Origin of the sequence: Hominibacterium faecale (assembly GCF_020734085.1) — a bacterium.
GTDB lineage: Bacteria > Bacillota > Clostridia > Peptostreptococcales > Anaerovoracaceae > Hominibacterium > Hominibacterium faecale.
This window is the reverse complement of the sequence record NZ_JAJAGH010000007.1, coordinates 27,901-52,397: the sequence shown is the minus strand read 5'-3', so window position 1 is coordinate 52,397 and position 24,497 is coordinate 27,901. Positions and strand designations below refer to the sequence as shown.

Below are 24,497 nucleotides of genomic sequence, written 5' to 3'. Positions count from 1 at the left end.
ATTATGATAAAATCTTTTGCTGCCGCGTTTTTTCGAATTTATGATCGAAAAATCACCAGCGGGGAAATAACCTTTTCCCAGACAGGTATGAAAAAAGAAGATTTTACGAAACTGTGCACAGATCAGTCTTATGTACTGCCTAGGACGGAAATTGAACGGCTGTGCAATGCTATGAAGCTGACAAGTGAAGAAGCACAAACTCTGCTCCAGTGGGCGGAGGACTGAATTAAAACTACCGGATCGGCGTTTAATAAATGCCGCAGCGGTAGTTTTTTCTTGGGCTCAAAAAAAGAAAAGTGGAAAAGTGCTTGACAAACTTAACTGTAAGAAATATAATTACAGTTACAAAAGAGGGAAACTAAAAGAGAAGGTGATAAAGGTGACGAGCGAATTTGCAATAGCCGTGCATACGCTGGTGTTTTTAAATCATAAAGGCGATTGTCAAAGCAGCGAAAAAATAGCGGAAAACGTTTGTACCAATCCGGCCAGAATCCGAAAGATTTTGGCAAAGCTTCGAAAAGCAGAGCTGGTGAGGACAAAAGAAGGAAACGGGGGAGGATATTATTTTCAGGGAGATGCTGCGGATGCCACCTTGGCAAAAATATGCCGGGCAGTGGAGGAAATACCAGTTTCAGTATCGAAAAAAACCGGCGATCCCGATATGAAGTGTCAAATTGCTTCCGGTATGGCTGCAATCATGGATGAGATTTACGAAGGACTGAACCAGCTATGTGTCAAGCGGCTGGAGGAAATCAGTGTTGCGGATATAGACCGAAAGGTATTTGGCGAATGAGAGGAAAGAATTATGAAAAAATATGATGCGATTATTATTGGTTTCGGCAAAGGCGGAAAAACGCTGGCCGGCGATCTGGCAGGTCAGGGAAAACGAGTTGCCCTGATTGAAAAATCCAGGAACATGTACGGAGGCACCTGTATTAATGTGGGCTGTATTCCCACCAAGTCGCTGGTTCACAGCGCGGAGCTGGCGGAGGCCTTTCACTTTGACTCCTTTGAGAAAAAGGCGGAGTTCTACCGGGCCTCGATGGAAGAGAAACAAAGGCTGGTAGAGATGCTGCGTCAGAAAAACTATGATAAGGTCAACGCCAGTGAAAATGCGGATATCTACGATGGATTGGGAAGTTTTGTTTCAGACCATGAAGTAAAGGTCAAGTCCCAGGAGGGAGAAGAGATTCTATACGGCGAACAAATTTTTATCAATACTGGATCCGAGGCGTTCGTTCCGCCGATTCCAGGTCTTGCTCAGGCAGAGCGGGCGTACACCAGCCAGACTCTGCTGGACTTGAAAGAACTGCCCAGACATCTGGTGATCCTGGGCGGCGGCTACATCGGACTGGAGTTTGCGTCTTTCTATGCATCCTTCGGCTCCAAGGTAACGGTCATTCAGATGGAAGACTTATTCATCGGCCGGGAGGACCGGGAAATCGCAGATGTGGTCAAAGCCGCTCTGGAAAAGAAGGGAATCACCTTCATCATGAGTGCGGCAACCAAAGAGATCACGGGAGATTCGGACATGGTAAAGGTGGAATATGAAGCCGGAGGCAGAGCAGCATTCGTCCAAGGCGACGCCCTTTTGGTGGCGACCGGCCGCAGGCCCAATACAAAGGACCTCCAACTGGATCAGGCAGGCGTAGAGACACTGAAAAACGGCGCAGTCAAGACTGATGAAAACAGGCGGAGCAGCAAGAGCCATATCTTTGCCATGGGCGACGTGGCAGGAGGTCTGCAGTTTACTTATGTTTCTTTAGATGATTACCGGGTTGTCAAGTCAGCTCTCAGCGGAGGCAGTTATACGGCGGAAAATCGAAATATTCCTTACAGCGTTTTCATCGATCCGCCCCTCTCCAGAGTTGGGCTGACAGCAGATGAAGCAAAGGAAAAGGGATACCAGAATGTTAAAAGCGTTTCCCTGCCTGCCCCGGCCATTCCAAAGGCACAGGTGCTGCAGCAGCCTACAGGCCTTCTGAAAGCAGTCATAGACGGCGATACGGAGCAGATCCTGGGGGCGACCCTGTTTTGCAGCGAATCCCATGAGATGATCAACCAGATCAAGCTGGCCATGGACCTGGGAGCATCCTACAAGGTTCTGGCAAACCAAATTTTCACCCATCCAACCATGAGCGAATCGCTCAACGATCTGTTCTCAGCAGTTAAATAATACAAAAAGACGTGATTTGCTTCGGCGGCCCCATGAAGCGAATCACGTCTTTTCTATGTCCCGATTATAGGCCGAAGGAACCGGTGATTGGATCCTCAAAAAGAAAGACATGCGGAGGATCAATGGTAAAAAAGATAAAACAAACGATCAGAAGTGCCGATCCAATTCCAGCCAGTAAGTCAGCCCGGTGGGATGAAAGACAACCCTTTTGCAGCAACAGGTAGCTGGACAGATATGAAGCCAGAACTCCGAGGATAAAGGTTCCGATGTCCAGGGGCAGATAATTCGTACCCAGCAGGGCCGTATAACCGTAAAAGGATGCGACAATGACGATCATTCCCAACAGGATGGATACCAGCCGAATTGCGACAAATCCACGCCGCCGGTTTCCATAGGCAAAATATTCGATGACCGCGAAAAGAAACATAGGCGTCGCCAGGAGCTTTAAATGCTCCCATGTGCTTTCATTAACCGCAGAAAAAGAAGCGATCAAAGGATTCTCCCCGGACCAATGGTAGAAAAAATGGGTCAAAGTTCCAAGGATAATGGTAAAAAGAATTCCGGCGATATGCCAGCGCTTTGTGTTCATGGAAAATACCTCCCGTAATAGTCTATGCAGACGGCAGAAAAATGTTACTCGATCCGTAAACTTTGCGAAACCATTGACATATCATTCATTTTTACATACTATAAAGCAATGCGAAGGTATTCGTAATAGCAAGGGAGGTAATGTATGTGAAGCAGGAGCATGAAGATGATCTGCAGAGCAGGCATAAAAAGACCGCCATGCAGGTATCGATTGTCAGCATAGCGGTGAATTTGTTGCTGTCCGCGTTTAAACTGGCCGCTGGCCTCATCGCCCGCTCAGGAGCAATGATCTCGGATGCTGTTCACTCAGCATCCGATGTGTTCAGTACCTTGATCGTGATGGCCGGGATATCCATTTCCGGAAAAAAATCCGACCGGGAGCACCCATACGGCCACGAACGGATGGAATGTGTGGCGTCGATTCTGCTGGCGATTTTTTTGCTGGCAACAGGAATTGGAATCGGATTTGCGGCTATAGAAAAACTGTTAAATGGAAGCAGTCAGACCATTGCCATACCGGGAAAACTGGCCTTGATCGCGGCGATCATTTCCATTGTAGTTAAGGAAGGAATGTATTGGTATACGAGAAAAGCAGCTAAAAAGATTCATTCGGGAGCATTGATGGCAGATGCATGGCATCACAGGTCGGATGCCCTTTCTTCTGTAGGAGCTTTTATTGGGATTTTGGGAGCACGTATGGGACTGCCGATCATGGATCCTTTAGCCAGTGTAATCATCTGCATTTTTATCGCCAAGGCTTCCATCGATATATTTCGCGATGCTATGGATAAAATGGTGGATAAAGCCTGTGATTCGGAGACTGTGGACCGCATGATTTTTCTAGCCTTGAGCAACCCCAAGGTAAAACAAGTAGATGAGATGCGGACCAGAATGTTCGGCGCCCGCTCTTATGTGGACATGGAGATTGCCGTCGATGAAGACCTATCTTTAAAGGAAGCCCACCGCATCGCAGAAGAAGTCCATCTGGCAGTGGAGCAGGCGTTCCCACAGGTAAAGCACTGCATGGTCCATGTCAATCCCCAGGCTTCAAATCGCTAATGCATCCACTCGGACATCTTCTGACGTTTTTTCAAGCGCAAATAATAGCATATTCCCGCCAAATCGGCCAGAAACCAGCCAATAGGGATTGCCCACCAGATGCCCAAAAGTCCCGCTGCGGTGGGTGCCAGGGCGTATGCCAGGATTACCCGTGTGCCCAGAGAAATGACGGTAAGAATGACCGATATCCCTGCCCGGCCGATACCGCGGTAAAAGCCGTACAGCAGAAAGAGAATGCCGATGCCGCAATAAAACGCGCCTTCAATCCTGAGATATTGAACACCGATGGCGATGATTTCCGTCTCGGAGGAGCGGATGAAAATTTCCATCAGCGGCTGGGCGAATAGGCAAACCAGCGCTGAAATAACTAAACAAAAAAGAAACACGCACAAGACCGCGGACCGGATCCCCTGCCGGATACGGTCTTTTTTTTCTGCTCCGAAATTCTGCGCGATATAGGTGGAAAAAGCATTGCCGAAATCCTGAACCGGCATATAGGCGAATGCGTCGATCTTTACAGCCGCGGCGAATGCGGCCATGACAGCCACTCCGAAGCTGTTGACCAAGCCCTGGATCAGAAGGATCCCAAAGTTCATGATGGACTGCTGCATGCTGGTCAGAAGGGAGAGACGAATAATGCTCCAGCAGATGGATTTGGGCGGGCGCATATGTTTCTTCTGAATCCGCAGGATGGGAAGGCGAAGAAAACAGTAAAGGGCGATCCCGGCTGCCGCTGCCAGCTGTGCGATAACCGTAGCCCAGGCAGCGCCTGCGATCCCCATTTTAAAGCAGAGGATGAAGAGCAGGTCCAGACCAATGTTCATCAGTGAGGAAACGCCGAGAAAAATAAGCGGTATCACCGAATTGCCGATGGAACGAAGCACAGCGGCAAAATAGTTAAAAATAAAGGTGAAGAGAATTCCAATAAAGACAATTCGCAGGTAAACTTTGGTTTCATCGTATATTTCATCAGGAATCTGCAGCACGGACATAATGGGATTAAGAAAAAGAAAGACTGCGCAAGTGATGCCGATGGTTAAAAGTCCGATGAAAAAAAAGGAGAAGGAGAGTGAGGAACGGAAAGCATTTTCTTTTTTTGCGCCGTAGCACATGGAAAAGGTCACGCCGCTTCCCATGCACAGACCCAGTATGATCGACGTGAGAAAGACCATGAGCGCAAAGGAAGAACCCACTGCAGCCAGCGCGTCCGGGCCCAGAATCCGCCCGACGATGAGCGTGTCCACGATGTTGTACAGCTGCTGGAGCAGATTGCCCAGAATAAGGGGCAGGGCAAATATAAGGATTGATTTTGTCACTTTGCCTTCCGTTAGATTGATTTGCATATCAAGCTCCTTTCATTTTGTTCTGCTATATGAATGTTAACATCTTTTCAGCGGCAGGTCAAAGCGAATAGCCCTTTTGAACAAAATATACGATTTTTCGATTTTCTTTTATTTCTATGAGGCAAAAATGAATACAAAAGGTACGACTTGGCTCTGATATTTGGATCGTTTTGTACATTGGATTGCTGAAAACAGAATGCTAAAATCTATGATAACTAATCCGTTAGATGTGTCTGAACGACTTCGTTTAGCAAGTTAAGATTTGAAAAGGAGGCTTTCATGGAAAAGAAAGATAGGTTGGATGTATTGCTCGATCATGCAAAAACAGCTTTGAAAGAATTTGAAGCGGCCGCACAGGAAGACGTTGATAAATATGTAAAAGCCATGTGCCTGGCATTCAAGGAGCATGCCAGGGAATTGGCGGAGCTTACCATTGAAGAGACCGGACTTGGGGACTTGGAGGCGAAAATAGAAAAGAACACAGGCGCACCCGACGGAATCTGGTACGATCTGAAAGATAAAAAATCGGTAGGCATTATCGGTGAAGATCCGGAGCTGAGGCTCAAATATGTCGCATCGCCGAAAGGAATCTTAGCTTCGGTAGCGCCTACGACCAATCCCAATGTGACAATTATGTTCAACGGAGCTTATGCGATTAAAGGACGGAATGTACTCATAGTCGCGCCCCATCCACGTGCCATAAAAACATCCCTGAGAACCTGCGAGATCTTAAACGAGGCATTGAAAGAAGCAGGCGCGCCCGACCATCTTCTGCAGTGCATTGAATCGCCGTCTATTGAAATGACACAGGAGCTTATGAAGAACAGCAATGCCATTATTGCCACGGGCGGTTCCGCCATGGTTCAGTCCGCCTATTCCAGCGGGCACCCTGCCTTTGGCGTAGGACCGGGAAATGTACAGACCATCTTCGACCGGAACTATAGCGATTATGAGAAGGCTGTCAGCCAAACCGTATTGGGCCGCAGGTACGATAACGGATTGATTTGCGCATGTAATCAATCCTTTATCATTCCTGAAGAGATGGAGGAATCTCTGATTCAAATCATGGAAAAGGAAAACGTTTACTATGTTAGCGACCAAGAGACGATCAACGCCTTCAGAGAACTGATCTTCCCCGATGGAAAGCATATCAATCCCAAAGTCGTGGGGCAGAGCCTTCAAAAAATCGGGAACATGATCGGTTTGGAAATACCGGAACATATGCGGATCGCAGTCCTTAAAATTAATAAAAAGGATGCAGGGCAGAAGGATCCGCTGTGCGGGGAAAAGATGTGTCCGGTAGCGATTTCGATCACTTATGACAGTTTTGAAGAAGCGGTGGATATAGCAAAAACAAACCTGAATTACCAGGGTGCGGGACATTCGTCGGTCGTTCATACGGATGATGCCGCTCATGCGGAATACTGCGGGACAACGCTTCCCGTATCGCGTCTGCTGGTGAACCAGCCTGGCATCTTTGCGGCCAATCCCGCGCTGGCCAATGGTTTTCGGCCGACCAGCACATTGGGCTGCGGCTCCTGGGGTAACAACTCCATTTCGGAAAATCTCACATTCGAGCACTTGATCAATATTTCAAGAATCGGGTGGACCAAAGACGAGGAGGCTATCCCCACGCCAAAACAGATTTGGGAGGAATAAAGGAAAAGATATGGAAAGGTGCTGAGATGATTTATAGAAATTTCAACGATATATTGTCAACCGTGAAGAAAAGCGAAACGGTAAAAAAACTTGGACTAGTCTGCGCAGAGGATCCCAATGCACTGAAAGCAGTACTTGAGGTATGGAAAGAAGGCTTGATCATACCGGTTCTTTTCGGAAATGAAGAGCAGATCCAAAATCTCCTTAAAGAACGGCAGGAGGACATCTCTATGGATGAAATTGAGGTCATATCCGCGGAAGGCCCTGGCGATGCGGCAGGTAAAGCTGTAGCCGCGGTTAAGAACGGTTCGGTGGATTTTTTGATGAAGGGACGTTTGGAAACGCCGGAGCTTTTGAAAGCAGTCGTCAATAAAGAAAAGGGTCTGGCAGCAGGGGGCGTGATGAGCCACGTGGCAGTAAATGAAATCCCCTCCTATCACAAACTGCTTCTAACGACAGACGGCGGCATGCTCCCATATCCCAGCCTGGAGCAGAAGAAGGGGATCATAGAAAATGCAGTCTGCATGATGAACAGACTTGGTTATGATGAGCCCAAGGTTTGCATTTTGGCGTCAACCGAACACGTAAATCCAAAAATGCTTGAAACGACCGATGCAAATGCCTTAAAAGAGATGAACCGCGGGCATGAAATAACGGGCTGCATAATAGAAGGACCTATTTCATTGGATCTGGCGCTGGTTAAGAAGCGGGCGGAAGAGAAGAGGTACGAAAGTCCGTGTGCCGGAGATGCGGATATCTTGGTGCTGCCCAACGTTCACGCCGGAAATATTCTGGGAAAAAGCCTGGTTGAAATGGCGGGAGCGAAGATGGCCGGCCTGGTTTTGGGAGCATCCTGCCCCATCGTACTGACTTCAAGAGCCTCTTCTTTTGAGGAAAAGTTTAATTCTCTGATGTTAGCATGTCTGATTAGCTGAAAGGATAACGAATATGATAACTGAAAAAATTCTCGTCATTAATCCGGGCTCTACTTCTACAAAAGTGGCTGTTTTTGAAGGAGAAACGGCCAAATGGGTCGAGAGCATCAATCATTCCCCAGACGAGTTGAAAAAATTCAAAAAAGTGTACGATCAATTGGATATGAGATTTGGATTGATCAAGCAGCTGCTTGAAAATCATCATGAGGACATTGCCGCATTCAGCGCCATCGCTTCAAGAGGCGGCAATATGCCTGCCATAAAGGCAGGACCCTATAAGATTACCGACTACATGGTCGAATGCCTCCAGTACAGACCCCTGGACGAACACGCTGCCAATGTAGGCGCCGGGATCGCTTTAAAACTGGCAAATGAAGCAGGAATCAATGCCTATATTTATGATGCCCTCACTGTGGATGAAATGCTGGAAGTCAATAAAATTACCGGACTTGCGGGGATCCGGCGGCCTGCGAGAGGACATAACCTAAATACACGAGCCGCTGCCCTCAAGCTGTGCGAGGAAAAAAATATCGAGTATAAAGATACCAACATTATCGTGGCCCATCTGGGCGGCGGAATAACCATCAATCTGCACAGCGGCGGAAAAATCATCGATATCATCATGGATGAGGAAGGTCCCTTCTCTCCGGAAAGAGCCGGAGGCATGCCTGTTTATTCCATCGTGAAAATGGCGTTCAGCGGGAAATATACAGAAGATGAGCTTATGAGGCAATTGCAGAGGAAAGGCGGTCTTCTGTCCCATTTTGGAGTGCTGGATATACGGGCGGTGGAAAAAATGATCGATGAGGGGGATGAATATGCCAAGACGGTTTTCGATGCAATGGCGCTTTCTACGGCAAAGAATATTGCCAAAATATCCCCATGCGTACAAGGCAAAATTCACCATATCGTCCTGACCGGAGGTTTAGCCCACTCCAAACGATTTACCGGACAGATCATTAAATCCGTAGAATTTTTAGCCCCTGTCACAATCATTGCAGGTGAAAACGAAGTTCAGTCCCTTGCCAATGGTGTTCTTCGCGTGCTGAGAGGAGAAGAGGAAGCCAAGATCCTCGTAGAAGGAGAGAAGTAGATGAACAATCGATGGGTATATCTATTTACAGGAATGGCTTTGCTCCTCTTCTTGGGGCTCATTTATGCATGGTCAATCTTTAAGGCGCCGTTTTCTGAGATATATCCGCAATGGAGTATTCCCCAACTGACGTTGACCTTCACCATATCGATGATTTTTTTCTGTTTGGGAGGATTCTGGGGAGGCTTGCTATATAAGAAAATCAAGGCCATGATCATTATTTGGATATCGGCGCTGCTGCTTTTTATCGGATTTTTCGGCGTTTCACTGATCAACGGGCAGGACAGCCATTCCAGTTTGTATTTGCTCTATCTTTGTTACGGCGTGTTTTGCGGAACCGGGGTCGGTATCGGCTACAACTGTGTAATCAGTACGGTGAATCAGTGGTTTCCCGATCGAACCGGGTTTTCCTCCGGCCTTCTGATGATGGGCTTTGGCTGTGGAGGTCTGGTATTTGGCGGCGTCGTCAAAATTCTCATCCATATGGCAGGGCTGTTCTCAGCATTCAGGACGCTGGCGGTAATGGGAGCAGTTATACTGGTCATAGGTTCCTTTTTTATGAAACCGCCTGAATCTGTCTCCGCAAATAAAATCGAGAAAAAAGCTGAGTTGAAAAGCTGCACCACAAAGGAGATGCTTACAGATGCAAGGTTTTGGATTTTCATATTATGGGCGGTCCTCATCAACTCCACAGGCTTGCTTGTGATTGGAAATGCCGCGAATATCGCCCTTGCATTTGGAGCGCCCGCGCTTCTGGGGCTGCTGGTATCGGTATGCAACGGATTGGGCAGAGTCATACTGGGCACGATGTACGATAAGTTTAGACAGAAAAGAACCATTTTGGCTGACTGCATGTTTATTTTTATCGCAGGACTCAGTCTGACGGCAGGCAGCGTTACCGGCCGGACACCGCTTATTCTTTTCGGTCTGCTGGTGACAGGCATCGGCTACGGAGGCGGCCCCGCATTGACATCTGCCTTTATTCACAGTGAATTCGGGCCAAAATATTTTCCTGTAAACTTCAGTATCGGAACATTCTCACTTATTCCGGCGGCAATTATAGGACCTATGATTTCCAGCGTCCTCATCGAAAAGTCCGGAGGAAATTATAACAGTACCTTCATGATGATACTAATTCTGGCATTGCTGGCAGGTATCTGCTGGCATTTGCTGAATAGAAAATCCAGATGAAAGGAGAGAAATGAATTTAAATATCGATATCATTGCAGATTCGCTTAGGAAAAACTACGAATTGATTCAGATTGAAGTTAAACATAAGGAGCTGACGTTTGAGCAGGTTGTGATCTATACGGATGAAGTCAGTTTTCTGCCGGCCAGAGTCTATGTCGCTGAAGGCGGCCAACTTCCCCAGAAGCCTTTTTTTGAAGATTTTTGCGCCATTGTCAGTATTGGAAAAAGCAGCCATTCTTTTATTGACTCTGACTGTGATTACATTGAATTGGAGGCCGGCTTATCGCTGGCTCAGGTGGTAAACAGCATTCAAGATATCTTTAACAAATATAACCGCTGGTTTCTGGACATGAAAGAGGCAGTCATAAATGAACAAGGAATACAGAAGCTGATCGATTTGACTCTGCCCATCCTGGGCAACCCGATTTACCTCCATGACAAAGCATATCATTTTATCGGATTTGCCGAGCCTCCCAATATGCCCACCAAAAAAGATCCCTACCAAATCAACAAATGCAATGGAAGATTTCCAAGAGATTTGCTTGACCAGCTGAAGGACACCCCTTTCTTTGAAAATACATTTAAGACTACAAAGCCCACTTTCTATATCGATAAAGGTGATGTCAACTACATATATGACAACATTTGGTATCACGGCGAATACTGGGGGAGACTTTTTGTCGACGAGTCGGTCAAACCCTTCGACAAAGGGGACTATGCGATCATAGAAATCCTCAGAAAAATGATAGAAAAAATTTTGACAAAGAGAAATCTATTCCCGGAAATGAAATATAGATTACTGGAAAAAAACCTGATTGAAATGCTGGAGGGATACAACGTTGATAGGAATTGCCTCGAAGAGGAATTGAAGCAATATGAATGGGACATCTGCGACACTTATTTTTGTATCAAACTGCAAATGGAAAAAATCGATTTGATGCTGAATACGATGGTCAATACCTGTGAGGTTATTGAACTTGAATTAGGTGATTGTATCGCATTCCCATATCAGGAGGAAATAATCGGTTTAGTTCATATCGACGGCGCGTCCGATACTCTGAGACGGATAAAAAGGGTGCTGAAAAAACTGGAATATGCTGTGGGAATCAGTATGCCGCTGACCGATTTTCGCGAATTGCCTTATTACTGCAAACAGGCTGAAATTGCTCTTAAATATGGAACAAAAGAAAACAAGGCCGAACAGATTCATCGATTCGAGGACTACTGTTTTTCGTACATGCTGGACTGCTGTACGAAGGAGCTGAAACCCAATATGCTTTACCCTCCCATGTTGAACAAGCTGATCGAACATGACCAAAAAAAATCAACAAGCTATGTAGAAACCTTAAGAGCTTTTCTGGAAAACGATTTGAAAGCGGCTCAGACTATGAGAGCGCTGTATGTACAGAGAAGCACCTTTTTATATCGAATGGAACGGATTGAAGCATTGCTGGGGACAGATTTTAAAGACAATAAGACGAAGATCCATCTGCTGATGGCTTTTCAGCTGATGGACCGAGAGGAGTAACGGAGGGGCAAAGGACCTCTCCGTATTTCATTTATCCATGAAAACAGCTTCCAATATTGGAGCCTTTGTACAAATTGATGGTAAATTCAAAAAATTCTTTAAACGCCCCTTTTTATTTCGGACAAAATAGACTGTTTTTCTGCAAGAAAATAGAACAATTGGACTCTGGTTGGTGTGAAAAGCCGGGTGCTATAATTCTCGTAATACATCGTTATTCTAAGGTTCATAGAAAGGAGAAAACAATATGAAAAGAATAATCGATTTTCATACGCACCTGGGAGATTGCTTTGATCGCAATAAGGACATCGTTTTCAAAAAGCCCGTGATTTTGGAGCCTTATACGGATCCTCTGTCGGAATTCGCAAAGTCGGGATTCCGAGAACCCATTGACACCAGCAGCCTGCAGGCAAAGGATCAGCTGGCGGACGCTATGCAAAACCGCGTACTTGAGAAAGGCAGCCTGGAAAAGGCTTCCGAGGAAATGGACAAAAACAACATTACCTATTTTGTTTCTCTAAACAATTATCCCAACACCAGTTTTGATGAAACACGAGCCGCTTCAAAAATGGAATACAGGATCATCCCCTTTACAAGCGCGGATTTCGGCACGGAACCATGGGATATCCGCGATGTGATGGAACGGGATATTGCCAATGGCGCCAAAGGGCTGTACATTCACCCTCAGCTTCAGGGAATCAAGGTTGTCAACGGTAGAGCCAGAGCCGCCATTGAGGCATTTGACAAAGCAGGGCTTCCGGTTGTTCTGCACTTCGGTGAGGATGATTGTTATTACCGTCAGGGCAGCGAATCCGCAAAAAAAGCGCCCGGTGAGTATGGCGCGCTCTCCTGGACCGCGGAGATCATATCCAAATATCCCAATTGCCGCTTTGTGCTGACCCATTCGGCCCTGACCACTGACGAGGATTTAGATGTTCTGATGGACTGCGCTAAGAAGAATGGATGGGAAAACGTTTATGTGGTCACCAGTTATAAATGCGCTGAGACCATTAAAAAACTGGCCAGCTGCTTTGGCGCTGACCATGTTTTGTTTGGATCGGATTTCCCATTCTGCGACGTGTCCTATGCCCTCAAAGAATGTGAAAAGGCATTCGCAGAAGATGATGAAGCCCTGGAAAAGGTTTTGTATCAAAATGCAGTAGCCTTAACCCGCTTATATGAATAAGCCAATGTTTAATTAAGGAGGCACGTTTATGAACACATTAAACAAGGAAAAAAAGATTCTCGGCTGGGGCAGGTATGAGCTTACAGTGGTCATCTCGCTGTTCCTGATCTGGGGATTCGTATTTCTTGACAGGCTGGTGATGTCCTTTCTGGCGCCGCTGGTCATGGAAGATTTGGGGATTACTGATCCTCAATACGGCCTGATTAACACATTTTCAACAGGTTGTTACGCGATAGCCTCAATCGTGTTGTCTCCGATTTTGGAATCAACCGGAAAACGAAAAAAATGGATGATCCTGCTTTGCTTGGGTACGGGTATTTTCGCCTGTCTCAGCGCCGCTACGCAAGAGGTCTGGCAGCTCCTTGTTACAAGAGCGGCCGTAGGGTTCTTTGAAGGACCGATTGCTCCGCTGATGTTCGCAATGCTGATCAAAGAATCATCCCCCACCAAAGTGGCCCTCAACACGGGCATCGTCGCCAGCGGCGTGAACGTCATCGCGGTTTCCATGGGACCGGCAGTGGTTACCCGGGTTGCCGCGGCCAGCAATTGGCGGATGAGCTTTCTGGTGGCAGGGATCGCTTCCCTCATTGTTGCGCTGGCCTTGATCAAAGTTCTCCGCGAAGTCCCCTTTTCTCAAGATGCGGCCGGAGGAGAAAAGAAAGAATCAATGTGGAGCATCATTGGCAAGTTGATGAAGAACCGCAACGTCATTCTCAGCTTCATTTTGGGGATCCTGTGCATGTGCGGTTATTGGACGCTTATGCTCTACGCAACCCTGTTCTTTTCAACGGTTGGCGGACGAGACATCACCTCCGCAGGCGCCATTGTCAGCTTTATGGGCGTTCTGGCTGTCGTTTGGACGATTTTCGTGCCCAAAGTTTCTGACTTCATGGGCCGCAAGCCCGCCCTGGTTATGTGGTTTGCGCTTTGTGCGGTCATGCCCTTTGTGATGTTCGGGGCGCCTTCATCAATGGGGGCGGTTATCGTTTATGCCCTTGTCGGAGGAATCCCGGGAGCCGTCATACCCTTCTTCCAAGCGATTATACCGGGCGAATCGCTTCCCAACTATATGCTGGGAACAGCCAGCGGCCTTATCATCGGCGTTTCCGAGATCGTCGGCGGAGCCGCGTGGCCGGCCATTGCAGGGATCATTGCTGGAAAGAGCGGCTACCCAACCGTCATTTTAATCGCGGGTATTGCGTTTACCGCCGGAGCGGTGCTTTCTCTGCTTCTGAAAGAAACAAAAGGAAAAAATAAATTGGATCAAAATAGCGAGGAGGAAAAATAATGAGAAGAATTATTGATACTCATATGCACATGGGAGATATTTACCATGAAAATTTAAACGTTGTGTTCAAAAAGCCCTTCCAATATGATTATCGGCCTTACCCGGATGTGTTCGAGGATCTGGGGGAAATCGGATACAGCAAGCCGCTGGTCGTGCCCGATGAGAAGCGGCATAATCAGTTGATCGATGCGGCGCAGAATCACGACTGGGAACGGGGAGGCCTGCAGGCTGCCATCAGTGCTATGGAATACAGCGGCATCACTTATGCTGTCAATCTGCCCATTCTGCCGGGACACGGTTTTGAAGACGCGCTGGCAATCACGAAGTTATACCCCAATATTCTCTGCTTCACCTGTCCGGATTTTGAACTTCCGGTTGAAGAAATGGTGAAGAAATTGAAAAAGGATATTGTACGCGGAGCAAAGGGACTCAAGCTCCATCCCATCATAAACAATATTTCCCCTCGGGATGAGCGTTTGCACGTGGCGATGGAGGTGTTCGGCGATCTGGGACTGCCGATTACATCCCACTGCGGCATCAACGATTATTACAAGAAGGATTCACCTCATTTTAAGAAAACCAACAAAGAATACGGCGCCCTTTATTATGTATTGGAATGGATTGAAAAATATCCCGACTTCATTTTTATTCCTGCTCATTGCGGCGGTTTCAGCGGCGGAGAAATGGACGAGTTATCCAATGCCGTTAAGACCCATGGTTGGAAAAATGTTTATGTGGAAACCTCCATGCGCGGTCGTGAGGATATCGAAAAGATGATCGATCTCTTTGGAGAGGACAAAGTAATGTTCGGAACCGATAATCCTTCCACCCCGTACTATTATTCACTGGAATGCGTCTTAGAGGCGACGAAGCACGATCCTGAGCTGCAGGAGAAAGTCCTGTATCGAAACGCAGCAAAATTGCTGTACCTCTAGAAGGATTTAAACATTTAAGATAGAAGCATGGCCGCCGGCTCAGCCGGCGGTGTTCTGCAAGGAGGTATGTTAATGAACACATTAAATACAAATTCCAACAACGAAAAGAAGATTTTTGGTTGGGGACGGTATGAGCTTTCATTGCTGATTTTGTTTGCATTTGTTTGGGGCTTCATATTTCTTGACAGGCTGGTGATGTCCTTTCTGGCGCCGCTGGTTATGGAGGATCTGGGCATTACGGACCCGCAGTTCGGCCTTATTAACACCTTTACGACAGGTTGTTACGCCATAGCTGCAATCGTATTGTCACCGATTTTGGAGTCAACCGGTAAACGTAAAAAATGGCTTGTCCTGCTTTGTCTGGGCGCGGGAGTATTCGCCTGCCTCAGCGCAGCTACACAAAACGTCTGGCAGCTTCTTGCTACAAGAGCGGCGGTAGGCTTCTTTGAAGGTCCGGTTGCTCCGCTGATGTTCGCAATGCTGATTAAAGAGTCATCTCCCGCCAAAGTAGCGCTCAATACCGGCCTTGTCGCCAGCGGGACAAATTTTATTTCCCTTTCACTGGGGCCGGTAATGGTTACGCAGATCGCCGCGGTCAGCAATTGGCGTATGGGTTTTCTGGTGGCAGGCGTCGCATCCATTCTTGTTTTCCTTGTCCTGACTAAGGTCCTCCGCGAAGTCCCATTTTCTCAGGAAGCAGCTGAAAAAGAAAAGAAAGAATCGATGTGGAGCATGATTGGAAAATTGATGAAGAACCGCAACGTTGTGCTTAGCTTCATTCTTGGTGTTTTGTGCATGTGCGGTTACTGGACGCTAATGCTTTATGCGACGTTGTTTTTCTCAACGGTTGGCGGACGGGACATTACCTCCGCGGGCGCCATTGTCAGCTTAATGGGTGTTCTGGCTATCTTTTCGCCGATTATTGTGCCAAAAGTCTCTGACTTTATCGGCCGTAAGCCCGCTGTTGTTCTGTGGTTTGCGCTTTGCGCAGTCATGCCCTTTGTGATGTTCGGAGCACCTTCATCTACAGCTGCGATCGTTATTTATGCGCTCACCGGAGGAATTCCGGGCGCTGCCTTCCTGTTCTTTCAGACGATTATCCCGGGAGAATCGCTTCCCAACTATATGCTGGGAACAGCCAGCGGCCTCATCGTCGGCGTCGCGGAAATCGTCGGCGGATCCGCATGGCCGGCTATTGCCGGAATTATTGCCGGAAACAATGGCTACCCAGCCGTCATTTTTGTAGCGGGTGTTGCCTTTGCCGCAGCAGCGGTACTTGGCCTATTTCTAAAAGAAACAAAAGGAAAGAACAAATCGGAATCCTGATCATACCGTGATTAAAAGGATTTGCTTTATACTTAAAGACAAACCCGGCAAAGTTTTTGCCGGGTTTGTCAGTGGTGTGGAAATATAGTATACTATTGTACGGCGTTGCTGCAAGGTATCGGGTTTTCATGGAATGTGAGTGCAAGGGAAAAAAGCGGAAAAAATGCACGAATTTTACACTGTTTTCAACGATTGAGCCCTCTCAAATTCGGCTTGTGGAGCAAATCTCCGTTTTCTGCCAAGATCAGGCCTGGCAGACCCACAACTTTGCGTAAAAAGCGCGAACTTTTATGAAAATTTTCCGGAATCCGATTCCAGCAATACAGCCCCTGAAAATTTAAAAGTTTACTCTAACAAATGAAAAGTAGGAGCAAAGCGATGATTCTCAGTGTCAGCAGAAGAACCGATATTCCCGCCTGTCATTGGCAGTGGTTTTTAAATCGGCTGGATGCCGGTTTTCTTTGCGTGCGCAATCCTTTCAATCCACGGCAGATCAGCAGGATCGACCTGGATCCGCGGCTGGTGGATTGCATGGTCTTTTGGACCAAAAATCCTATGAATCTGGCGGCATCGGCAGACAGGCTGAAGGAGTATGTCTGGTATGCCCAGATCACCATCACTGGCTATGGAAACGATCTGGAACCGGGGGTGCCGGACAAAAAGAAGGTGGTGATTCCAGCCTTTCAGGAGCTAGCGTCCCGCTTTTCTGCCCAGCACGTGATCTGGAGGTATGACCCGATTTTGATCAATGATAAATATTCGGCGGCTTACCATCTCCACGCCTTTAGTCAGATCGCCCGCAGTTTGAAGGGATTTACAAATCGGGTGATGATCAGTTTTCTCGATCTTTACCGCAAAAATGAGAAAGCCATGAGAGAATTGGGGATTGAGCCGGTTTGCCGGGCAGAGGCTGTGGAATTGGCATCCGGGCTCAAAGAGATTGCCGCAGCCAATGGGATGGAGATCTTCTCCTGCGCCGAAAAGCTGGATTTAACCCCTGGGGGAGTTTCCGCCGGCGCGTGTGTGGACAAAAGGCTCATTGAGGAACTGTGCGGCTGCCAGCTGGAAGGGAATAAGGATAAAAATCAGCGCTCTCAATGCGGCTGCCTGGAAAGCGTTGACGCAGGCATATATGATACTTGCAGCATGGGGTGCAGGTATTGTTATGCTGGGCAGAGAAAAAAAGCCGACGATTCCTGCGATGTCCATTCTCCGCTGCTGCAGGGACAGATCGGGGCAGGAGAGACCGTTTCACTGCGAAAACAAGCTTCCCTGAAAAAAGAACAGATGACGATCTTTTGATTTTCTAAGGACACCCGCATCATTCTCCAACGCTTGACAGAGAATGAAGGGAGTGTAATAATAAATGTTATTGTGAATAAGGGAGTAGAAACATGTACCAAGGATTGTACCGGGAATTACCCGACATTCAGGCATACCTGGACCGGATCGGAATGCCGGCGCCTCAGCAGCTTTCTGTAGATTATCTGGATCAGCTGGTGCTGGCCCATCAGTATCAGGTGCCTTTCGAAAACATCGATACCAGCGATAAAAACTTAACCATTTCTTTGGAGACAGAGGCGATCTTTGATAAGATCGTCACCAGGAAGCGGGGCGGCTGCTGTTTTGAACTCAACGCGCTGTTTCTCAAATTGCTCTGCGCTTTGGGCTTTGACGCCTGGGCTTGCCGGTGCAGGGTACTGCGGGGAAAGGACTTTTTTCCGCCGTCCTCTCATCGGGCTGCGTTGGTGCGGATGGAAGGGAGCATCTATTTTTGCGATGTGGGCTATGGCGGACCTCAGCCGGCCTGCGGCATTAAAGTGGAAGACGGCAGTACCAGAACCTGCGCCGGACAGACCTTCATAATCCGCAGGAACGATGAATATTGGTGGACCTTGATTTACTTGTCAAAAGAGGGACCGGAGGAAACCATGCAGTTTACCATGATGCCCGAGGAAGAAGTGGATTTTGTTCCTTTGAGTCATTTTTGCTTTACCCATCCCGATTCCTTTTTTTCTACGGGCGAGAGGGTGATCAGCAGACGCATTCCCGGCGGAAGCGTATCCATTGAAGGTGATCGTTTTACCCGCATTGAAAGCGGCGTCCGCCAAGAAACAATGATTACGGATGAAAACCAGTATTTGACCCTGTTATCCCAGGAATTCGACATTACGCTGTAGCAGATGGGCCGGCTTTGCTATGCGATCCAAGACGAGAAAGGATATATAAGATGGATTGGAATAAGCTATTGTGTCCGGACCGGATCCGCAGCTATCGAAGCGCGGCGGGATCGGGCGATCTTAGAACAGAGTTTGAAAAAGATTATCACCGCATTATCAACAGCGCTTCCTTCAGACGGCTGCAGGACAAAACACAAGTCTTTCCGCTGGATAAAAGCGACTTTATTCGTACCAGACTGACCCATTCTCTGGAGGTATCCTCCTTTGGCAAATCCCTGGGGCAGAATATTTCGGAAAAGATTCTGAGGACCATAGGTGATGAGACTTTTCAGCCCTCCTTTAAGGCCGATGTCTGCGATATTCTCCAGTGCGCCGGGCTGCTTCACGACATTGGCAATCCCCCCTTCGGCCATTTTGGTGAAACGGCTATCCGCCAGTGGTTCCGGGACAACCTGCCCAGGCTGCAGTTTCAGGGAATGCCTGTGAGCAAGCTTCTTTCTCCCCAGATGCGGGAGGATTTCTATAACTTCGAAGGAAATACCCAGGCGCTGCGGCTGGTGACCAAGCTGCATTTTTTGGTGGATGAGCACGGCATGAATCTGACCAAGGCTCTTTTAGGGGCGATTATCAAATATCCGGTATCTTCCCTGAAAATAAATAAGCATAGCGGCGATATTAAGGATAAAAAAATGAGCTATTATTATGCGGAACGCCAGATCTTCGAAGATTTGCAGCAAAGCCTGGGCACGGAAGGCAAGCGCCATCCGCTGACCTTTGTCCTTGAAGCGGCGGACGATATCGCTTATAAGACAGCGGATATCGAAGATGCCTGTAAAAAAGGGTGCATCAGCTATGAGCGGCTGGTTTGGGAACTGGAGCAGCGGGGGCCGTCTGATGATGACGAGTATCAGAAACTGGTGGATGCGCTCAAAAGGCGCTATCAAAGAGCTGTGGAACGAGGCATCTCTTCGCCGGAGCTCAATGGAGTCCAGAACTGGATCGTCCACCTGCAGGGACGTTTGATCGCCTGCGCGACTTACGGATTTACCAGCAATTATCGAAGGATCATGGAAGGCAGCTACCAAAAGGATTTGTTTGCGGGAACTTACGGCGAACAGATCATGAAAATTCTCGGCGATATTGCTTTTGATTATGCGTTCAACACGGAGCCGATTCTCAAACTGGAAATCGCTGCCCAGACCATCTTTAACTTTTTGTTGGACAAGTTTGTGGATGCGGCCATCTCGTACGATACGCAGGAACCGCAAAGCGATGTGCAGAAAAAGCTGATCGCGCTGATTTCCGATAATTATAAAGGAATTTATCATATTTATGCCAAGGGCAAGGAGCCGATAGAGAAGCTGTATCTGCGGCTGCTGCTGGTGACGGATTTTATCTGCGGCATGACGGACAGCTATGCAAAGACGCTTTACCAGGAATTGAATGGAATCATTTAAGAAAGGCAGGAATCGTAATTATGTTGATACTTAAGCTGATCGCAGGCCCCTTGATTGGAGCGCTGATCGGTTATTGCACAAATTTTATCGCAGTAAAAATGCTTTTTAAACCTCACCGCCCGATCATGATCGGAAAGCGCAGGCTGCCCTTTACGCCGGGGCTGATCCCCAAACGCAAGGATGAACTGGCCGGGGCCATCGGTTCTGCCATCGGGGAGGTGCTGCTGACGAAAAAGGATTTGGCGGAAGCGCTGCCCGCGGAGCATATAAAGGAGTCCATCACAGGCGGGCTGTGGGAAGCATATCTGGGCGTAAAAGAAAGTCAGGTCTCTATCGGGGAAGCCGCCCGCGGATATCTTTCGGAAGAACGCCTTGAAGAGATCCGATTCAAGCTTGAAGATGTGATCACAGAGCGGGTAATGAGCGGTATCGAGGAGCTGGACATCAGCAATATTGTGGTAACAGAAGGAAGCCGGGCCATCCGGGAGAAGGTTCAGGGCACCATGCTTGCGATGATGGTCAACGATCAGGTGATCCAATCGGTAGCAGCTCCAATCGGCGAGGAAATTGAGAACTATATCAGCGAAAACGGAGAAGATAAGATTCGCCCTGTCGTTCAAAAAGAATTGAACAGGGTTGGTGAGGAGACCATCGGCAGTCTAACGCAGCAGCTGTCACTGGAGCAGCCCCATATGAAGAAGATCGTTGACGGACTTTATTCTGCCTGCGTGGAGGATGCCATGGAAGAAATGGTGGAAAAGATCGATGTGGCGGCCATCGTGGAGGAGAAGGTGCGCGATATGGATGTGGCCAAACTGGAGGCGCTTATTCTATCGGTTATGAAAAAGGAACTCAACGCCATCGTCAACCTGGGCGCCTTGATCGGCCTGGTTATCGGCCTGCTCAACCTGTTGATCAATATGTTGGGTTAAGAAACGGATTTCCACCTTGAATTTGAATTTTTTTGGTGGTAGAATCTCTAATGGAAACAACTATTTTACTTACAGACGAAAGGTCTGGGAATGGAGCTATAAAAGATGGAAACAATCAAATGTATTAAAGAAAGAAGAAGTATCCGTAAGTTTCAGGACAAAAAGGTGCCTCGCGAAGTGATCGATGAAATTGTTGAGGCGGCGGCTTTTGCACCTTCCTGGAAAAATACCCAGGTCACCAGATATATGGTTACGGAAGATCAGGAGAAAATGAACAAGATCGCAGACAGCTGCGTGATGGGGTTTGAATACAACATCGATACGCTGAGAAACGCGCCTGCCCTGGTAATCCTTACTATGATCGAGGGCCGTTCCGGTCTGGAAAAGGACGGTACTGCAACAACGCCCAAAGGCGCCGATTGGGGCGTGTTCGATACCGGCGCTGCTGCTCAGACGTTCTGTTTAGCAGCCCATGACAAAGGAATCGGTTCGGTTATCATGGGCATCTTCGATGAATATAAAGTCAGCCAGGTAATTCCGGTTCCGGAAGGTCAGAAGGTAGCCGCGCTCATCGCCATTGGTTATGCCGATGAGGACCCGAAAGCGCCAAGGCGCAAAAGTGTGGAAGAGCTGGTTACTTATGTGGACTAAGCGCTTCTGACTTAGGGGCCCAGAGATCACGGGCCTGACTGGAAAGGCTTTCCAGGTATAAAGCGTAAATTTCTTTTGAAGTTTACGCTTTTTTTTCGCCTGCCAGCAGCTTTTTGTAGATCCCTTCCGTGTCCATCTGGGGATGCTCTTCCATATATTGATAGATCCGTTTCACTTGCGCTCCATCCGCCAGCACCAGATCCGGCGCTTCTTCTCCCCTCATGCGGAACGTGTATCGGTACAGCCCTTTTCCAAAGAGGTCAAAGGGCATGATCATGATGACATATACATCATTCAGCTTGTTGTAGTCGATCACCCCCGGCTCCAGAAGTTTGCTGTCGATCATCCCTTGATATAGACGGCTTCGCCGCGGCAGGTTGCGGGTGTTTTGCTTTTGCACTTCCGTTTTGTACACCGTATCCTCTTCATCCATGGCCCACACATCCATCCGAATGTGCCGGCTCCAGGCCGCCCTGCGGTTTTCCTTTTCCGTCTGCGGCAAATGCTTTAAAACGACCTCTTTTCCAAGGATGATCTCCAGGATGCAGGCTGCGATTTCCGGATCCTCCATGGCCTCCGCGAACAAAAACCGATCCAGCAAGTTTAAATCCTTCAAATTCTTTTTTAATGTCATTGCTATTCCCCTTTATTATACCCATTCTATATGCATTGTGCAAATTACATATTTTTACAGGAAATGCATTGCCATATATTTCCTAATTGGTCAATGAAAACAGGAGAATTTGCCTTGGTCAAAAACATTGATACAATCGCCGGTTTGCTGTGGTATACTGACATAGTACAGGGGGACCATTGCCCCTTAATTTTTTAAGTCTTGACTTTTGACACTTACAGATGTAAGATATAAAAAATTACAAGTGTAAGTTATAAGATGGAGGCACTAGATGAACCTGATAAAAAAGCATAAAATCGTTTTTCTGATTCTAGCAGTAATTTTAGCGATGGCAGCAGTCCTGCTGGCATATAAACTGGCAGTTCTGAAAAGTCCGGAGAAGATCATAAAACAATATATGGCTTGCATTGAAGAGCAGGACTACGAAGGCATGTACGAAATGCTGGACCAGGAGAGCCAGGACAAAGTCACAAAAAAAGCCTTCATTACCCGAAATCAAAATATATATGAAGGCATCGGGGCAAAGAACATCGAAATCACCACCATTGAAGGGCAGGAAAAAAAGGACGCGGTCCAATATAAGACCGTGATGGATTCTTCTGCGGGAAAGATTCGTTTCCCCAATGAAGCGGTTGTACATAAAGAACAGGGAAGATACCGCATCACATGGAACGACGGCCTGATTTTTCCCCAGCTTGGCAGCGAAGATAAAGTAAGGGTTCAGGCAGAGAAAGCCGACCGAGGGACTATTTACGACCGAAGCGGAAATGTACTGGCCGGCAAAGGGACCGTAGCCGCAGTGGGTTTGATCCCTGGGAAAATGAGCAAAGACAAAACGGCTGACCTGGAAAAAATGGCAGGCCTTTTGGACATGGCGCCGGCGGATATTGAAAAGAAGCTCAATGCAAAATGGGTTAAGCCTGATCTGCTGGTACCGATCAAAAAACTGAAAAAAATCAACGAAGCATCGTCCAGCACGGTGGATTTGGAAAATGCGCGCATACAAGAAGAACTGCTCAAGATTCCCGGCGTGACCATCGGCGATGAGGAGAGCCGGGTTTACCCGCTGGGTGAAAAGACCGCCCATCTGATCGGCTATGTTCAGGGAATCAGCGCCGAAGAGCTGGAAAGCCGCAAGGACCAGGGCTACGACCAATACAGCGTAATCGGCAAGAGCGGCCTTGAAAGACTGTATGAAAAGCGGCTTCACGGCCAGGACGGAGAACGGATCGCCATCTATAACAAGAATGGCAGTGAAAAAGCAGTGGTGGGCCAGCGGCCCAAGAAAGACGGCGAGGATATAAAGCTGACCATCGACTCCAGGCTTCAGGCCCAGCTTTACGATACTTATCAAGCGGATAAAAGCTGCTCCGTGGTGCTCAATCCCAAGAGCGGCGAGGTGATGGCCCTGGTCAGCACCCCGTCATACGACAGCAACGATTTTGTAGTGGGCATGTCGGAAAAACGCTGGAAGCAGCTCAATGTAGATCCAAATACGCCCATGTACAATCGATATAAACAGATTTGGAGTCCGGGATCGGCGCTGAAGCCTGTCGTGGGAGCCATCGGCGTGGGGACGGGCAAATTGGACCCCAATGGAGATTTGGGACACAGCGGCAAGAGCTGGCAGAAAGACAGCTCCTGGGGCGGATATAAGGTGACGACCCTTCATGAATACAGCGGGCCTGCCAACCTGGAAAACGCACTCATCTATTCGGATAACATATATTTTGCCAAAGCAGCTTTGAAGATTGGAGCCGATACGTTGACCAAACAGCTAGCGCAGGCAGGGTTCGGACAGGAGATTCCCTTTGCGCTGGACATGACACCTTCCCAGTACAGCAACGATCAGAAACCCATTGAGGATGAGATTCAGCTGGCGGACAGCGGCTACGGTCAAGGACAGGTGCTGGTCAACCCCCTCCATCTGGCATCCATGTACTCAGCCTTCTCCAACCAGGGCAGCATGATAAAGCCCCATCTGGAGCAGAAGGAGGAGACCGCTTACTGGATTGAAAACGCCTTTGACAGCAAGGCAGCAGATCTGATTCAGCAGGACCTGGAAAAGGTGATCAGCGATCCAAACGGCACCGGGCACGGCGCTCAGCTTTCAAAGATAAAACTGGCGGGTAAGACCGGGACCGCAGAGATCAAAGCGTCAAAAGAGGATACCTCTGGAACGGAGCTGGGGTGGTTCTGCGTCTTTTCGCCGGATAAAACCAAAGACAATTCCCTTCTGATGGTAACCATGGTGGAGGATGTGAAGGACAGAGGCGGAAGCGGCTACGTGGTACAAAAGAGCAAAGATATTCTGGAGAAATTCTTCTAATAATCGTCAG

General features: G+C 48.0%; 22 protein-coding genes. 19 read left to right on the top strand and 3 right to left on the bottom strand.

The window, feature by feature from the left end:
* The first annotated feature begins 3 nt into the window (after window positions 1–3).
* The 3 genes from LG211_RS09930 (at window position 4) to LG211_RS09920 (ending at window position 2,176) form a co-directional block, all read left to right on the top strand.
* Window positions 4–225, top strand: coding sequence for a hypothetical protein (locus tag LG211_RS09930; protein ID WP_269477413.1), 222 nt, complete (start codon window positions 4–6; stop codon window positions 223–225).
* Between the two features lie 154 nt (window positions 226–379).
* On the top strand, window positions 380–793 hold the full coding sequence (locus tag LG211_RS09925) for an RrF2 family transcriptional regulator (RefSeq protein ID WP_148396480.1): 414 nt from the start codon (window positions 380–382) through the stop codon (window positions 791–793).
* A gap of 12 nt (window positions 794–805) precedes the next feature.
* Window positions 806–2,176, top strand: a complete 1,371-nt coding sequence (locus LG211_RS09920) for an FAD-dependent oxidoreductase (protein WP_253019882.1) — start codon at window positions 806–808, stop codon at window positions 2,174–2,176.
* 64 nt (window positions 2,177–2,240) lie between these two features.
* Here LG211_RS09920 and LG211_RS09915 read toward each other — a convergent pair whose 3' ends face one another.
* On the bottom strand, window positions 2,241–2,765 hold the full coding sequence (locus LG211_RS09915) for a DUF6512 family protein (RefSeq protein ID WP_148396484.1): 525 nt from the start codon (window positions 2,763–2,765) through the stop codon (window positions 2,241–2,243).
* A 146-nt stretch (window positions 2,766–2,911) separates the two neighbouring features.
* On the opposite strand from LG211_RS09915, the gene LG211_RS09910 reads away from it, so the two are divergent.
* Entirely contained in the window at window positions 2,912–3,823 is a 912-nt protein-coding gene (locus LG211_RS09910) for a cation diffusion facilitator family transporter (RefSeq protein WP_465250795.1), read from the top strand.
* Here the strand turns inward: LG211_RS09910 and LG211_RS09905 are convergent.
* A complete protein-coding gene (locus LG211_RS09905; RefSeq protein ID WP_148396488.1) occupies window positions 3,820–5,166 on the bottom strand; it encodes an MATE family efflux transporter in 1,347 nt (448 codons plus the stop codon). The genes LG211_RS09910 and LG211_RS09905 overlap by 4 nt on opposite strands.
* A 279-nt stretch (window positions 5,167–5,445) precedes the next feature.
* Here LG211_RS09905 and LG211_RS09900 point away from each other — a divergent pair, with 279 nt between their 5' ends.
* From LG211_RS09900 to LG211_RS09835, 14 genes are all read left to right on the top strand, one after another.
* Window positions 5,446–6,825, top strand: coding sequence for an aldehyde dehydrogenase family protein (locus tag LG211_RS09900; protein ID WP_148396490.1), 1,380 nt, complete (start codon window positions 5,446–5,448; stop codon window positions 6,823–6,825).
* 26 nt (window positions 6,826–6,851) lie between these two features.
* A complete protein-coding gene (locus LG211_RS09895; RefSeq protein ID WP_269477412.1) occupies window positions 6,852–7,760 on the top strand; it encodes a phosphate acyltransferase in 909 nt (302 codons plus the stop codon).
* Between the two features lie 13 nt (window positions 7,761–7,773).
* Window positions 7,774–8,853 carry a butyrate kinase gene (buk, locus tag LG211_RS09890; RefSeq protein ID WP_269477411.1) on the top strand — a complete coding sequence of 360 codons (1,080 nt, stop codon included), beginning with the start codon at window positions 7,774–7,776 and terminating at the stop codon, window positions 8,851–8,853.
* Window positions 8,854–10,044 carry an MFS transporter gene (locus tag LG211_RS09885; protein WP_269477410.1) on the top strand — a complete coding sequence of 397 codons (1,191 nt, stop codon included), beginning with the start codon at window positions 8,854–8,856 and terminating at the stop codon, window positions 10,042–10,044. It begins immediately after the preceding gene.
* A 10-nt stretch (window positions 10,045–10,054) separates the two neighbouring features.
* Complete coding sequence (locus LG211_RS09880) at window positions 10,055–11,572, top strand: PucR family transcriptional regulator (RefSeq protein ID WP_269477409.1); 1,518 nt, start codon at window positions 10,055–10,057, stop codon at window positions 11,570–11,572.
* A 244-nt stretch (window positions 11,573–11,816) separates the two neighbouring features.
* Window positions 11,817–12,755 (top strand): amidohydrolase family protein, encoded by a 939-nt coding sequence (locus LG211_RS09875; protein ID WP_269477408.1) that lies wholly within the window; start codon window positions 11,817–11,819, stop codon window positions 12,753–12,755.
* A gap of 28 nt (window positions 12,756–12,783) precedes the next feature.
* Complete coding sequence (locus tag LG211_RS09870; RefSeq protein WP_269477407.1) at window positions 12,784–14,043, top strand: MFS transporter; 1,260 nt, start codon at window positions 12,784–12,786, stop codon at window positions 14,041–14,043.
* The gene (locus LG211_RS09865) at window positions 14,043–14,978 is read left to right on the top strand and encodes an amidohydrolase family protein (RefSeq protein ID WP_269477406.1); all 936 of its coding nucleotides are present in this window, start codon (window positions 14,043–14,045) and stop codon (window positions 14,976–14,978) included. Before LG211_RS09870 ends, LG211_RS09865 begins: the two co-directional genes overlap by 1 nt.
* 72 nt (window positions 14,979–15,050) lie before the next feature.
* On the top strand, window positions 15,051–16,304 hold the full coding sequence (locus LG211_RS09860) for an MFS transporter (RefSeq protein ID WP_269477405.1): 1,254 nt from the start codon (window positions 15,051–15,053) through the stop codon (window positions 16,302–16,304).
* A 378-nt stretch (window positions 16,305–16,682) separates the two neighbouring features.
* Complete coding sequence (locus LG211_RS09855; protein WP_269477404.1) at window positions 16,683–17,606, top strand: DUF1848 domain-containing protein; 924 nt, start codon at window positions 16,683–16,685, stop codon at window positions 17,604–17,606.
* A gap of 92 nt (window positions 17,607–17,698) precedes the next feature.
* Window positions 17,699–18,484, top strand: coding sequence for an arylamine N-acetyltransferase family protein (locus tag LG211_RS09850; RefSeq protein WP_269477403.1), 786 nt, complete (start codon window positions 17,699–17,701; stop codon window positions 18,482–18,484).
* A gap of 50 nt (window positions 18,485–18,534) precedes the next feature.
* Window positions 18,535–19,941 (top strand): deoxyguanosinetriphosphate triphosphohydrolase, encoded by a 1,407-nt coding sequence (locus LG211_RS09845; RefSeq protein ID WP_269477402.1) that lies wholly within the window; start codon window positions 18,535–18,537, stop codon window positions 19,939–19,941.
* 20 nt (window positions 19,942–19,961) lie between these two features.
* A complete protein-coding gene (locus LG211_RS09840; protein ID WP_148396514.1) occupies window positions 19,962–20,873 on the top strand; it encodes a DUF445 domain-containing protein in 912 nt (303 codons plus the stop codon).
* Window positions 20,874–20,978: 105 nt separating this feature from the next.
* Window positions 20,979–21,524 (top strand): nitroreductase family protein, encoded by a 546-nt coding sequence (locus LG211_RS09835; RefSeq protein WP_148396515.1) that lies wholly within the window; start codon window positions 20,979–20,981, stop codon window positions 21,522–21,524.
* Between the two features lie 82 nt (window positions 21,525–21,606).
* Here LG211_RS09835 and LG211_RS09830 read toward each other — a convergent pair whose 3' ends face one another.
* The gene (locus LG211_RS09830) at window positions 21,607–22,158 is read right to left on the bottom strand and encodes a PD-(D/E)XK nuclease family transposase (RefSeq protein ID WP_253019876.1); all 552 of its coding nucleotides are present in this window, start codon (window positions 22,156–22,158) and stop codon (window positions 21,607–21,609) included.
* A gap of 271 nt (window positions 22,159–22,429) precedes the next feature.
* On the opposite strand from LG211_RS09830, the gene LG211_RS09825 reads away from it, so the two are divergent.
* On the top strand, window positions 22,430–24,487 hold the full coding sequence (locus tag LG211_RS09825) for a penicillin-binding transpeptidase domain-containing protein (RefSeq protein WP_269477401.1): 2,058 nt from the start codon (window positions 22,430–22,432) through the stop codon (window positions 24,485–24,487).
* Window positions 24,488–24,497: the final 10 nt, after the last annotated feature.